Origin of the sequence: Geodermatophilus siccatus (assembly GCF_900103785.1) — a bacterium.
In the GTDB taxonomy this organism is placed as follows: domain Bacteria; phylum Actinomycetota; class Actinomycetes; order Mycobacteriales; family Geodermatophilaceae; genus Geodermatophilus; species Geodermatophilus siccatus.
Window position 1 is genome coordinate 195,335 of the sequence record NZ_FNHE01000005.1, and the last position, 13,508, is coordinate 208,842.

9 protein-coding genes are annotated in these 13,508 nt (G+C 74.5%); all 9 read right to left on the reverse strand.

The window, feature by feature from the left end; translation table 11 throughout:
* Positions 1 to 121 precede the first annotated feature (121 nt).
* Positions 122 to 1,609: a glutamate synthase subunit beta gene (locus BLS21_RS11670; RefSeq protein ID WP_091218119.1), complete on the reverse strand. Its 1,488-nt coding sequence runs from the start codon at positions 1,607 to 1,609 to the stop codon at positions 122 to 124.
* Between the two features lie 53 nt (positions 1,610 to 1,662).
* Entirely contained in the window at positions 1,663 to 6,330 is a 4,668-nt protein-coding gene (gene gltB, locus BLS21_RS11675; protein WP_217636096.1) for a glutamate synthase large subunit, read from the reverse strand.
* A gap of 323 nt (positions 6,331 to 6,653) precedes the next feature.
* Positions 6,654 to 7,625 carry a prolipoprotein diacylglyceryl transferase gene (gene lgt / locus BLS21_RS11680; RefSeq protein WP_091218121.1) on the reverse strand — a complete coding sequence of 324 codons (972 nt, stop codon included), beginning with the start codon at positions 7,623 to 7,625 and terminating at the stop codon, positions 6,654 to 6,656.
* Positions 7,622 to 8,419 (reverse strand): tryptophan synthase subunit alpha, encoded by a 798-nt coding sequence (trpA, locus tag BLS21_RS11685; RefSeq protein WP_091218125.1) that lies wholly within the window; start codon positions 8,417 to 8,419, stop codon positions 7,622 to 7,624. Before trpA ends, lgt begins: the two co-directional genes overlap by 4 nt.
* Positions 8,416 to 9,792: a tryptophan synthase subunit beta gene (gene trpB / locus BLS21_RS11690; RefSeq protein WP_091218128.1), complete on the reverse strand. Its 1,377-nt coding sequence runs from the start codon at positions 9,790 to 9,792 to the stop codon at positions 8,416 to 8,418. Before trpB ends, trpA begins: the two co-directional genes overlap by 4 nt.
* 244 nt (positions 9,793 to 10,036) lie before the next feature.
* On the reverse strand, positions 10,037 to 10,846 hold the full coding sequence (trpC, locus tag BLS21_RS11695; RefSeq protein WP_175479542.1) for an indole-3-glycerol phosphate synthase TrpC: 810 nt from the start codon (positions 10,844 to 10,846) through the stop codon (positions 10,037 to 10,039).
* Positions 10,847 to 11,023: 177 nt separating this feature from the next.
* The gene (locus tag BLS21_RS11700) at positions 11,024 to 11,635 is read right to left on the reverse strand and encodes a Trp biosynthesis-associated membrane protein (protein ID WP_245700325.1); all 612 of its coding nucleotides are present in this window, start codon (positions 11,633 to 11,635) and stop codon (positions 11,024 to 11,026) included.
* Positions 11,632 to 13,128, reverse strand: a complete 1,497-nt coding sequence (locus tag BLS21_RS11705) for an anthranilate synthase component I (protein WP_091218133.1) — start codon at positions 13,126 to 13,128, stop codon at positions 11,632 to 11,634. The genes BLS21_RS11700 and BLS21_RS11705 overlap by 4 nt, the downstream gene beginning before the upstream one ends.
* Positions 13,115 to 13,489 (reverse strand): phosphoribosyl-AMP cyclohydrolase, encoded by a 375-nt coding sequence (hisI, locus tag BLS21_RS11710; RefSeq protein ID WP_091218136.1) that lies wholly within the window; start codon positions 13,487 to 13,489, stop codon positions 13,115 to 13,117. The genes BLS21_RS11705 and hisI overlap by 14 nt, the downstream gene beginning before the upstream one ends.
* Between the last annotated feature and the right edge of the window lie 19 nt (positions 13,490 to 13,508).

Here is a 13,508-nt window from a genome sequence, read left to right on the forward strand (position 1 = left end):
CCCTGTGAGGCTCGTCCACACACGACGAGGGCCGGGAGGTGGACCCCGCCCCCCTCACCCCTCGCAGGTACGGGGCGAGCCTCCGGACGGGGCCGGACGCTCAGGGGACGGGGTCCTCCTGTCAGCGCAGCGCCACCGCGGTGGGCGCGATCGGTCGCGGCAGCATCGTCGAGCCGGTCAGCCAGGCGTCGGCGGCGCCCGCGGCGGCCCGGCCCTCGGCGATGGCCCACACGATGAGCGACTGGCCGCGGCCCATGTCGCCGGCGACGAAGACGCCTGGGACGGTCGACATGAAGTCGCCGTCGCGGGCGACGTTGCCGCGCCCGTCGATCTCCACGCCGAGCCCGTCGAGCAGCCCCTCCCGCTGGGCCCCGGTGAAGCCCATGGCGAGGAACACCAGGTCGGCGGGCAGCTCGCGCTCGGTGCCCTCCACCTTCTGGAACCGGCCGTCGACCCGCTCCACGTCGTGGATGAGCAGCGCGCGCACGTTGCCCTCGTCGTCGCCGACGAAGCGCTCGGTGTTGACGCTGTAGAGCCGTTCCCCGCCCTCCTCGTGGGCGCTGGAGACGCGCATGACCATCGGGTAGGTCGGCCACGGGTTGGTCTCGGCCCGGCGGTCCGGAGGCGCCGGCATGATCTCCAGCTGGGTGACCGAGAGCGCCCCCTGCCGGTGGGCGGTGCCCAGGCAGTCGGCGCCGGTGTCACCGCCGCCGATGATCACGACGTGCTTGCCGTGGGCGTTGATCGGCGGCTCGTCGAGCTCGCCGAGCGCCTGCCGGTTGCCGAAGGGCAGGTACTCCATCGCCAGGTGGATGCCATGCAGCTCCCGCCCCGGTGCGGGCAGGTCGCGGCCCATGGTGGCGCCACCGGCCAGGACGACGGCGTCGAAGTCCGCGCGCAGCTGCTCGACGGTCGGGTCGCCGTCCCGGCCGCTGCCGACCTCGACCCCGGTGACGAACCGGGTGCCCTCGGCCCGCATCTGGTCCAGCCGCCGGTCGAGCACGGCCTTCTCCATCTTGAACTCGGGGATGCCGTAGCGCAGCAGCCCCCCGACGCGGTCGGCCCGCTCGAAGACGGTGACGTCGTGACCCGCCCGGGTGAGCTGCTGGGCGGCGGCCAGCCCGGCGGGCCCGGAGCCGATGACGGCGACCTTCTTGCCGGTGTGCTCCTGCGGGGGGACCGGCTTGACCAGGTCGCGCTGGAACGCCTGGTCGATGATCTCCCACTCGATCTGCTTGATCGTGACCGGCGACTCCTGCAGGTTCAGCACGCAGGAGCCCTCGCACGGCGCCGGGCAGAGCTTCCCGGTGAACTCCGGGAAGTTGTTGGTGGCGTGCAGCCGCTCGATCGCCTCGGTCCAGTCGTCGCGGCGGGCGAGGTCGTTCCACTCCGGGATCAGGTTGCCCAGCGGGCAGCCGTGGTGGCAGAACGGGATGCCGCAGTCCATGCACCGGGCGGCCTGCTGGCGCACCGCCGCGACCGGGAAGACGGCGTCCTCCCCGTTCTGCCGGGAGAGGTAGACGTCCTTCCAGTCCAGGATCCGCACGTCGACCGGGCGCCGCGGCGGCAGCGCCCGCTCGTGCTTGAGGAAACCGGTCGAGTCAGCCACGTGCGGCCTCCATCGTCTCGTCGTGGGGCGAGCTGCAGGGTCGGAGGCGCGACTCAGCCACGAGCCGCCTCCATGACCGCGCGGTCGACATCCGTTCCTGCGGCCTCGGCAGCCCGCCGGGCCTCCAGCGCCCGCCGGTAGTCGCGCGGCATGATCACGCTGAACCGCTCGGACCAGCGGCCCCAGTCGGCCAGCAGCGCGGCGGCCACCGGCGAGGCGGTGTCCGCGGCGTAGCGCACCAGCACGTCGCGCAGCCACTGCGCGGACTCCCCGTCCAGCGGGTCGACGTCCACCATCTCGGTGTTGACCCGGTGCCGGGCCAGGTCGAGCACGTAGCCGATGCCGCCGGACATGCCGGCCGCGATGTTGCGGCCGGTCGGGCCGAGGACCACCGCGGCTCCGCCGGTCATGTACTCCAGCGCGTGGTCGCCCACGCCCTCGACGACGGCCAACGCGCCGGAGTTGCGCACGCAGAACCGCTCGCCGACCCGACCGCGGAGGAAGACCTCGCCCCCGGTGGCGCCGTAGGCGATGACGTTGCCGGCGAGGACGTTGTCCTCGGCGGCGAAGCCGGCCTCGCGCGCCGGGCGGACGACGATCCGCCCCCCGGACAGGCCCTTGCCGACGTAGTCGTTGGCGTCGCCGAACAGCCGCATCGTGACGCCCCGCGGCAGGAAGGCCCCGAAGGACTGACCGGCCGACCCGGTGAAGGTCAGGTCGATCGTGCCGTCGGGCAGCCCCTCACCGCCGAAGCGCCGGGTGACCATCGAGCCCAGCATCGTGCCGACGGTGCGGTTGACGTTGCGCACCGGCAGCTCGAGGCTCACCGGTCGCGCGTCGAGCAGCGCGCCCTCGCACAGCTGGATCAGCGTCTGGTCCAGCGCGACGTCCAGGCCGTGGTCCTGCTCGCGGACCCGGTGCCGGGCAGCGCCCTCGGGCAGCTCCGGCACGGCCAGCATGCGGGACAGGTCCAGCCCGGCGGCCTTCCAGTGGTCGACCGCCTTGCGGGTGTCGAGCAGCTCGGCGTGGCCGATCGCCTCGTCCAGCGAGCGGAAGCCCAGCTCGGCGAGGTACTGGCGCACCTGCTCGGCGAGGAACTCGAAGAACGTGACGACGAACTCCGGCCGCCCGGTGAAGCGCTTGCGCAGCTCGGGGTTCTGGGTCGCGACGCCGACCGGGCAGGTGTCGAGGTGGCAGACGCGCATCATCACGCAGCCGGAGACGACCAGCGGAGCGGTGGCGAAGCCGTACTCCTCGGCGCCCAGCAGCGCGGCGATGAGCACGTCGCGGCCGGTCTTCATCTGCCCGTCGGCCTGGACGACGATGCGGTCGCGCAGGCCGTTGGCCAGCAGCGTCTGCTGCGTCTCGGCCAGGCCCAGCTCCCACGGCGAGCCGGCGTGCTTGAGCGAGGTCAGGGGTGCCGCGCCCGTCCCGCCGTCGTGCCCGGAGATGAGGACGACGTCGGCGTGCGCCTTGCTCACGCCGGCCGCGACCGTCCCGACCCCGACCTCGCTGACCAGCTTGACGTGGACCCGCGCCTCGTTGTTGGCGTTCTTCAGGTCGTGGATCAGCTGCTTGAGGTCCTCGATCGAGTAGATGTCGTGGTGCGGCGGCGGGCTGATCAGGCCGACCCCCGGCGTCGAGTGCCGGGTGCGGGCCACCCACGGGTAGACCTTCGCGCCGGGCAGCTGGCCGCCCTCGCCGGGCTTGGCGCCCTGCGCCATCTTGATCTGGATGTCGTCGGCGTTGACCAGGTACTCGCTGGTGACGCCGAACCGGCCGCTGGCCACCTGCTTGATCGCCGAGCGGCGCAGGTCGCCGTTGGGGTCGGGCTGGAAGCGGTCGGGGTCCTCGCCGCCCTCACCGGTGTTCGACTTGCCGCCGATCCGGTTCATGGCGATCGCCAGGGTCTCGTGCGCCTCCTGCGAGATGGAGCCGTAGCTCATCGCGCCGGTCTGGAAGCGCTTGACGATCTCGCTGGCCGGCTCGACCTCCTCCAGCGGCACGGGCGGGCGCACGCCGGTCCTGATCGTGAACAGGCCGCGCAGGGTGGCGGCCTCCTCGGACAGCTTGTCGACGGTGTCGGTGTAGCGCTGGAACACCTCGTACTGCCGCGAGCGGGTGGCGTGCTGGAGCAGGAACACCGTCTCGGGGTTGAACAGGTGCACCTCGCCCTCGCGGCGCCACTGGTACTCGCCGCCGGTCTCCAGCCGCCGGTGCGCGCGCTCGGTGGGGTTCTCCGGGTAGGCGCGGCGGTGGCGCATGGCCACCTCCTCGGCGAGGACGTCGATGCCGACGCCGCCGAGCGGGCAGGAGGTGCCGGTGAAGTACTCGTCGACGACCTCGTCGGAGAGACCGACCGCCTCGAAGATCTGGGCCATCGTGTACGAGCCGACGGTGCTGATGCCCATCTTGCTCATGACCTTCAGGACGCCCTTGCCCAGCGCCTTGACCACGTTGCGGACCGCCTGCGCCGGCTGGATGCCGGTGAGGACGCCGTCGCGGATGAGGTCCTCGATGGACTCGAAGGCCAGGTACGGGTTGACCGCGGCGGCGCCGTAGCCGAGCAGCAGCGCGACGTGGTGCACCTCGCGGCAGTCGCCGGACTCGACGACCAGGCCGACCTCCATGCGGGTCTTCTGCCGCACGAGGTGGTGGTGGACCGCGGCCGTCATCAGCAGCGACGGGATCGGCGCGCGGTTCTCGTCGCAGTCCCGGTCGGAGAGCACGATGATCCGGGCGCCCGCGGCGATCGCCTTGCTGACCTTGGTGCGCAGCTGCTCGACCGCCTCGGCCAGCGCCGTCCCGCCGCCGTTGACGTCGAAGTGGCCGGTGATCCGGACGGCGGCGTAACCGGGCAGGTCGCCGTCGTCGTCGATGTGCAGGATCTTGGCCAGCTCGTCGTTGTCGATGACCGGGTAGGGCAGGAAGAGCTGCCGGCAGGACGCCGGGGTGGCGTGCAGCAGGTTCTGCTCGGGGCCGAAGGTGCGGCCCAGGCTGGTCACCAGCTCCTCGCGGATGGCGTCCAGCGGCGGGTTGGTCACCTGTGCGAACAGCTGCCCGAAGTAGTCGTAGAGCAGCCGCGAGCGGTCCGACAGCGCCGCTACCGGGGTGTCGGTGCCCATCGAGCCGATCGGCTCGGCGCCGGAGGACGCCATCGGGGTGAGCAGGACGCGCAGGTCCTCCTCGGTGTAGCCGAACAGCTGCTGCCGGCGGACGACGGACTCGTGGCTGGGCCGGGCGCGACGGCGCTCGGGCAGCTGCGGGAGGTGCACCAGGCCGGCGTGCAGCCAGTCCTCGTACGGGTGCTCGCCCGCCAGGGCGCCCTTGACCTCCTCGTCGGAGACAATCTTCCCGGCCGCGGTGTCGACGAGGAACATCCGGCCCGGCTGCAGCCGGCCCTTGGCGACCACCTCGGAGTCGGGGATCTCCAGGACCCCGACCTCGCTGGCCAGCACGACCAGGTCGTCCTTGGTGTGCCACCAGCGGCCGGGCCGCAGCCCGTTGCGGTCGAGGACCGCGCCGATGAGCGTGCCGTCGGTGAAGGCGACCGCCGCGGGCCCGTCCCAGGGCTCCATGATCGAGGCGTGGAACCGGTAGAAGGCCCGGCGGGCCGGGTCCATCTCGTCGTGGTTCTCCCACGCCTCGGGGATCATCATGAGCACCGCGTGCGGCAGCGAGCGGCCGGACAGGTGCAGCAGCTCGAGCACCTCGTCGAAGGTGGCAGAGTCGCTGAAGTCGCTGGCGGTGACGGGGAAGATCCGCTCGAGGCCGAGCTCGGACGCGGGGCCGGCGGGCCCGTCGAACAGCTCGGTCTCGAGCTTGGCCTCGCGGGCGCGCATCCGGTTCCGGTTGCCCTTGATGGTGTTGATCTCGCCGTTGTGCGCGATCACGCGGAACGGGTGGGCCAGCGGCCAGCTCGGGAAGGTGTTGGTGGAGAACCGGCTGTGCACCAGCGCGATCGCCGACGCGTAGCGCTCGTCGCGCAGGTCGGGGAAGAACGCGGGCAGCTGGTCGGTGGTCAGCATGCCCTTGTAGGTGATGGTGCGCGAGGACAGCGAGACGATGTAGAGGGAGCTGCCGGCCTCGGTCGCGGCCCGCTCGGCCCGCTTGCGCAGCACGAAGGCGCGCCGCTCCAGCCGGGTGACGCCGTTGACGGCCTTGGCGCCGCCGAACGCGGTCGCGTCGGCGCGGGCACCGATGGTCTCGGCGACGAACACCTGAGCGAAGTGCGGCATGACCGCGCGGGCGGTGGGGCCGACGTCGGCGCCGTCCGGGTCGACCGGCAGCTCGCGCCAGCCGAGGACGGTCAGGCCCTCCTCGGCGGCCAGGCGGGCGACGTCCTCGACGCGCGCGGCGCGCTCGGCCTCGTCGACCGGCAGGAAGGCGATGCCGACGGCGTACTCGCCCAGCGGCGGCAGGTCGAAGTCGACCTCGGCGCGCAGCAGCGCGTCGGGGACCTGCGTGAGGATGCCGGCGCCGTCGCCGGAGTTCGGCTCGGAGCCGGCCGCACCGCGGTGGTCGAGGTTGTGCAGGGCGGTGAGCCCGGCGGCCACGATCCCCCGGGAGGCACGCCCCTGCACGTCGGCGACGAAGGCGACGCCACAGGCGTCCTTGTCGTTGGCCGGGTCGTACAGGCCGGACGCCGCGGGGACGGCGGAGAACGGCACGGCGGTACCGCCGGAGGCGGAGGGCGCGGCGGGGGCGGTGGACTCGGACATGTCACTCCCGTCGTCGGCACGCCGCCCGGTCGCCGTCGGCGGTGACGGGAGCGGGGCGGGGGGCGGGGGGCCCGGCCGGTGGTCAGTGGTCAGAGGAGCGGGGCACTGCGGCTGATACCGGTGGCAGGGTGGTCCGTGGACCCCCGGGCCGACCCGGCAGGCGAGCTCCGGGGGTGGTGCCCCGGTGCCGTCGTCCGCGGGGCGGCGCTGGCCCGGTTCCGACTCGTGCGACCCCGCCAGGATCACTGTGGGGTCTTGGCAGAAGGGTACACAGCCGCAACCCGGATCTCGTACGGATGAACCCCGGGTGCGGCGCGTCGTCCTCAGGTACCGGGATGTCGCCGGTCGCCGTCGTCACCTGGGTCTTCGCCGTCGCGGTGCTCCGCGGCGGCCGGGGTGGCGGCCGGAGCGGACTCCGCGCGGGGGCGACGGGCCGGCGTGGTGTCGCCAGCGTCACGTCCGCGGGTGATCACCTCGCGGGGCCGGCCGCGCTGCCAGACCAGGTGGACCACCGCGAGCAGACCCACGACGACGGCGGTGAAGACGTTGAGCCGGATGCCGGCGAAGGTCTCCGCGGGGTCGACGCGCAGCAGCTCGATCCACAGCCGGCCGGCGCAGTAGAGGGCCACGTAGAGCGCGAACGCCCGCCCGTGGCTGAGCCGGAAGCGCCGGTCGGCCCACACCACGACCGCCGCCGCGGCCAGGTTCCAGAGCAGCTCGTAGAGGAAGGTCGGGTGGAAGGTGCCGAGCACCACCGGCTGGCCGTCGGGGCCGACGACCGCCTGGGTGCCGGTCCAGTCGTAGACCGTCAGCGCCCAGGGCAGGTCGGTGGCGCGGCCGTACAGCTCGTTGTTGAACCAGTTGCCCAGCCGGCCGATGGCCTGGGCGACGAGCAGCCCGGGGGCCAGGGCGTCGGCGAAGGCCGGCAGCGGGATGCCGCGACGGCGGCAGGCGATCCAGGCGCCGACGCCGCCCAGGGCGATCGCGCCCCAGATGCCGAGGCCGCCCTCCCAGATGGCGAAGGCCCGCAGGGGGTCGCCGCCCTCGCCGAAGTAGGGCCGGGGGCTGCTGACGACGTGGTAGAGCCGGCCGCCGACGATGCCGAACGGCACCGCCCAGACGGCGATGTCCAGGACGTCGCCCTTCGCCCCGCCCCGGGCGACCCAGCGTCGCTCGGTGATCACGACCGCCGCGACGATGCCGGCGATGATGCACAGCGCGTAGGCCCGGATGGGCAGCGGGCCCAGCTCCCAGACGCCCTGCGTGGGGCTGGGGATCGCGGCCAGGACGCTCACGGCACGGACACCGGGCGGCGCACACCCGCGGCGAGGTCCTCCGAGAGCCGGCGCACGCCCTCGGCGCCCCGGCCCTCGAGCAGCTCCCGCACGTAGGCCGACCCGACGATGACGCCGTCGGCGAACCCGGCGACCTCGGCGGCCTGGTCGCCGTTCGAGACGCCCAGGCCCACGCACACCGGCAGCTCGGTGACCTCCCGGGTGCGGGCGACCAGCCGCTCCGCGGCGTCGCCGACGGTGGCCCGGGTGCCGGTGACGCCCATGGTGGAGGCGGCGTAGACGAAGCCCCGGCAGGCCGCGGCGGTGGCGGCCAGGCGCGCGTCGGTGGACGACGGCGCGACCAGGAACACGCGGTCGAGGTCGTGCGCCTCCGACGCGGCCAGCCACTCCCCGGCCTCGTCGGGGATGAGGTCGGGGGTGATGGCCCCCGCTCCCCCGGCGGCGGCCAGGTCGGCGGCGAACCGCTCGACCCCGTAGCGCTCGATCGGGTTCCAGTAGCTCATCACCACCGGCACCGCGCCGGTCGCGGCGACCGCCTCGACGGCGCGCAGCACGTCGCGCATGCCGACGCCGGCGCGCACGGCGGGGTCGACGGCCTGCTGGATCACCGGGCCGTCCATGCCGGGGTCGCTGTAGGGGACGCCGACCTCGACGACGTCGGCCCCGCCCCCGACCGCTGCGACCATGGCCGCGATCGAGGTGTCGACGTCCGGGTACCCGACCGGGAGGTAGGCGACCAGCGCCGAGCGCCCCTCCGCCCTGGCCCCGGCGATGGTGTCCTGCGAGCGACTCACGCCGACTCCCCCGCGTCCTGCCCGGCGACCGCGTCGCCGGAGGTGACCGCACCCTCGGTGGGCTGCTGGTCGGTGTCCATGCCGGCGCCGGGCTCGACGTGCTCGCGATCACCGAGGCCGAACCAGCGCGACGCCGTCTCGACGTCCTTGTCCCCGCGGCCGGAGAGGTTGACCAGCAGGAGTGGGGGCTCGTCGCCCCGCCCACCAGCCCCCCGCGACGCCAGCTCCTCGCCCAGCTTCACGGCGCCGGCGAGGGCGTGCGCCGACTCGATCGCGGGGATGATCCCCTCGGTGCGGCACAGCAGCGCGAAGGCCTCCATGGCCTCGGCGTCGGTGACCGCCCGGTACTCCGCCCGGCCGATGTCGTGCAGGTGGGAGTGCTCCGGACCCACGCCCGGGTAGTCCAGGCCGGCGCTGATCGAGTGCGACTCGACGGTCTGGCCGTTGTCGTCCTGCAGCAGGTAGGAGCGGGCGCCGTGCAGCACGCCCGGCGTCCCGCCGGTGATGGTGGCCGCGTGCCGGCCGGTGTCCACGCCGTCCCCGCCGGCCTCCAGGCCGACCAGCCGGACCCCCTCGTCCGGGACGAACGCCGTGAAGATCCCGATGGCGTTGGAGCCGCCGCCCACGCAGGCCAGGACGGCGTCGGGCAGCCGGCCGAGCCGCTCGAGCACCTGGGCGCGCGCCTCGTCGCCGATGACCCGCTGGAAGTCGCGGACCATCTCCGGGAACGGGTGCGGGCCGGCGACGGTGCCGAACACGTAGTTCGTCGTCTCGACGTTGGTGACCCAGTCGCGGAACGCCTCGTTGATGGCGTCCTTGAGGGTGCGCGAGCCGGTGGTCACCGGGACGACCTCGGCGCCGAGCAGCCGCATCCGGGCGACGTTCAGCGCCTGCCGGCGGGTGTCCTCCTCGCCCATGTAGATCGTGCAGGACAGCCCCATGAGCGCCGCCGCGGTGGCGGTCGCGACGCCGTGCTGGCCGGCCCCGGTCTCGGCGATGACCCGCTGCTTGCCGATCCGCTTCGTGAGCAGCGCCTGGCCCAGCACGTTGTTGATCTTGTGCGAGCCGGTGTGGTTGAGGTCCTCGCGCTTGAGCCAGATGCGCGCCCCGCCGGCGTGCTGGGCGAACCGCGGCACCTCGGTGATCGGGCTCGGCCGGCCGGTGTAGTCGCGCTGCAGCGCGGCGAACTCCTCGATGAAGGCCGGGTCGACGCGCATCGCGCGGTAGGCCTCGGTCAGCTCGTCGAGCGCGGCGATCAGCGCCTCCGGCACGAACCGGCCACCGAAGACCCCGAAGTGACCGGTGGCGTCGGGCCAGCTGGGGTGCGCCGGCTCGAGTCGCGCTTCCGGCGGGGAGACGGCGCTCGTGGTCATGCCCCCAGTGTCCCGCGTCCGGGCGACGGGGTGGTGGGGTGGGTCGGCAACACGCTGGTGGAGGGGTCAGCGCACCGGGCAGGCCGGGCTCGGGCCACTGTGGCGCCGTCGCCCGCGCCCCCGCGCTGCTGCTACGGCGCCGACGCGGACGCAACCGCGCGACACTCGGGCCTCCCGCTGAAGAAGGACCCCGTCCTCCTCACCCCTCGCAACCTCGGGGCGAGCCTCGGGACGGGGTCCTTCTTCAGCGGGGGGTGTGCGGGGTGGCGGGGTGCGCGCCGGCCGTGACCAGGTCGGCGACCGCCTGGCGGGCGTCACCGGCGGTCACCAGGCCCTCGCCCACGAGGACGGCGTCGGCGCCGGCCGCCGCGTAGGAGATGAGGTCGTGCGGCCCGCGGACGCCGGACTCGGCGACCTTCACGACCTCCGACGGCAGCCCCGGCGCGATCCGCTCGAAGGTGGAGCGGTCGACGTGCAGCGTGGTCAGGTCGCGGGCGTTGACGCCGATCACCGCGGCGCCGGCGGACAGCGCGCGGTCGGCCTCGGCCTCGGTGTGCACCTCGACGAGCGCGGTCATGCCGAGCGACTCGACCCGCTCCAGCAGGCCGACGAGCGCGTTCTGCTCCAGCGCGGCGACGATCAGCAGGACGACGTCGGCCCCGTGGGCCCGCGCCTCGTGCACCTGGTAGCTGGTGACCACGAAGTCCTTGCACAGCACCGGGACGTCGACGGCCGCGCGGACGGCGGCGAGGTCGGCCTGGCCGCCCCCGAAGCGGCGCCGCTCGGTGAGCACGCTGATCACCCGGGCGCCGCCGTCGGCGTACTGCCGGGCCAGCACCGCGGGGTCGGGGATGTCGGCGAGCGCACCCTTGGAGGGGCTCTGCCGCTTCACCTCGGCGATGACGCCGACCCCGGGCGCGCGCAGCGCCGCGAGGGCGTCGAGGGGCGGCCGGGCGTCCCGCGCGGCGGCCTTGACCTCCGCCAGCGGAGTGGTCGCCTCGCGTGCCGCCAGGTCCTCACGGACGCCGGCGACGATCTCGTCGAGCACGGACACGAGTCCTCCCCGCTGCTGCTCGTCAGTCGCCCACCGGGCCAGGAGAACCACCCACCGGGCGCGGCCCGGGCCGGGCCTCGATCCGTGGGCCCACTCTAGAGGCGGCGGATCGCCGGGCCGCCCGCGGGGGCGCACGCACGCCCCGGACGGGGGTGTGGACCAGGCGGCCCCGGGTACTCAGCGGTGTTCCGCCGTCCCCTCGGTGGGGTCCTCGCCGCGGTCGAGCGCCCGCCAGGCGTCGAGGGCGCGGTCCTCGTCGGTCTGCCCGCGGGCGGGGGCCGCGGGGGCTGTGGCGGCCGCACGCTCGTACCGGCGTCCCATGCCCGGCCAGGTGCGGCCGCGGAGCACGGTGAGCAGGCCCGCCGCCACGGCGAGCAGCCCCGCCACGAGGGCCAGCACCGGCCAGGCGGCGGACACCGCGGTCGTGACCGTGCTGCCCGGCGTCCCGCTACCCAGCACGCCCGCTGCCGCGGCGCCCGCGTCGGTCGCCAGGGTCCGCAGGCCCGACCAGCCGAGCACTCCCCCGGCGACGGCGGCCAGCAGCCCCACCAGCACCCGCCCGGCGCCGCGGACGGCGACCAGCGCGACCGCGGCCGCCAGCAGCACCAGCCCGCCGGCCGGGACCAGCGGCGCGAGCGCCGAGCCGGTCAGCTGCTCGGTGACCGGCGGCAGGGGCTCCGGGCGCGCCACGCTCGCGGTGAGCCAGGTCTGACCGCCGGTGGACAGCGCCAGTCCCCCGGACGCGGCCAGGCCGACGACGGCCGCGGCCATCTCGCGGCGGTCGCTCACGGGAGCTCCCGCATCCCCTCCGCGGTCGCGATCGCCGAGAGCACCGCGCGCGCCTTGTGCCGGGTCTCGGCCTCCTCGGTGGCCGGGTCGCTGTCGGCGACGACGCCCGCGCCGGCCTGCACGTAGGCGCGGCCCTGGTGCAGCACCGCCGTCCGGATGGCGATGGCCATGTCCAGGTCGCCGCTGGCGTCGACGTAGCCGACCGTGCCGGCGTAGAGCGCCCGCCGGGTGGGCTCCAGCGACTCGATGATCGCCATCGCGCTCGGCTTGGGCGCCCCGGAGACGGTGCCGGCCGGGAAGGTCGCGTCGAAGACGTCGAGGGCGTCCCACTGCGGGGCGACCTCGCCGGCCACGGTCGACACCAGGTGCATCACGTGGCTGTAGTGCTCGATGCGCATGAAGTCGGGGACCTCGACCGTGCCCGGCACGCAGACCCGGCCCAGGTCGTTGCGGGCCAGGTCGACCAGCATCACGTGCTCGGCGCGCTCCTTGGGGTCGGCGAGCAGGCCCTCGGCCAGGCGCGCGTCCTCCTCGGGGGTGGCGCCCCGCGGGCGGGTGCCGGCCGGCGGGTGGACGACGGCCGAGCTGCCGGTCACGGTGACCAGCGCCTCCGGCGAGGAGCCGACGACGTCGAACGGCGACTCCCGCCCGGCGAAGCGCAGCAGGTACATGTACGGCGAGGGGTTGGTCGCCCGCAGCACCCGGTAGAGGTCCAGGGCCTCGACCTCGGTGGGCACCTCGAAGCGCTGCGAGAGCACCACCTGGAACGCGTCGCCGGCCCGGATGTGCTCCCGCACGCGCTCCACGCCGTCCTCGAAGACGCCCGGCGCCATGTTGCTCTGCACCGGCGGCGGAGCGGCCGTCGTGAAGGTGGCCACCCCCGGGGGTGCGGCCTTGGCCAGGTCGGCGGCCATCGCGTCGAGCCGGGTCACCGCGTCGTCGTAGCCCTCCGACCCGCACACCGCGTTGGCGATCAGCAGCACCGTGCCGTCGTGGTGGTCGAGCACCGCGAGGTCGGTGACCAGCATGAGCGCGAGCTCGGGCATGCCGAGGTCGTCGACGGCGGTGACCGGCAGCCGCTCCAGCCGCCGGACGACGTCGTAGCCGAGGTAGCCGACCAGGCCGCCGGTCAGCCGGGGCAGGTCGGGACGGCGCGGCGAGCGCAGCCGGCGGGCCAGCGTGCGGACGGCGGCCAGCGGGTCCGCGGGCAGGTCGTCGGTGAGGCCGGGCAGCTCCTCCCCCAGCCACAGCGCGGTGCCGTCCCGCTCCGTCAGCACCCCGGCGCTGCGGACGCCGACGAAGCTGTACCGGCTCCACTGCTTGCCCTGCTCCGCGGACTCCAGCAGCACCGTGCCCGGCCGGTTGCCGGCCAGCTTGCGGTAGATGCCGACCGCGGTCTCGCCGTCGGCCAGCAGCCGCCGGGTGACCGGCACCATCGGCTGGTCGACGGCCGCGGCCTCCTCCCGCGACGGGGTGGTCTCACCGAGCCGCACGGGTGACCTCCAGCTCGCGGTGGAAGCAGGAGCGCTCGCCGGTGTGGCAGGCCGGGCCCTCCTGGTCGACGAGGACCAGCAGCGCGTCGCCGTCGCAGTCCAGGCGGACGTCGCGGACCCACTGGCGGTGCCCGGAGGTCTCGCCCTTGACCCAGTACTCGCGCCGGCTGCGCGACCAGTAGGTGGCCCGGCCGGTGGTCAGGGTGCGGCGCAGCGCCTCGTCGTCCATCCAGGCGACCATGAGCACCTCACCGGTGTCGTGCTGCTGGACGACGGCGGCGACCAGCCCGGCGGGGTCGCGGCGCAGCGCTGCTGCGACCGCGGGGTCCAGGGCGGACTCGGCGGCGGGGACGGCGGACATGCGCCCGATCGTCCCACCC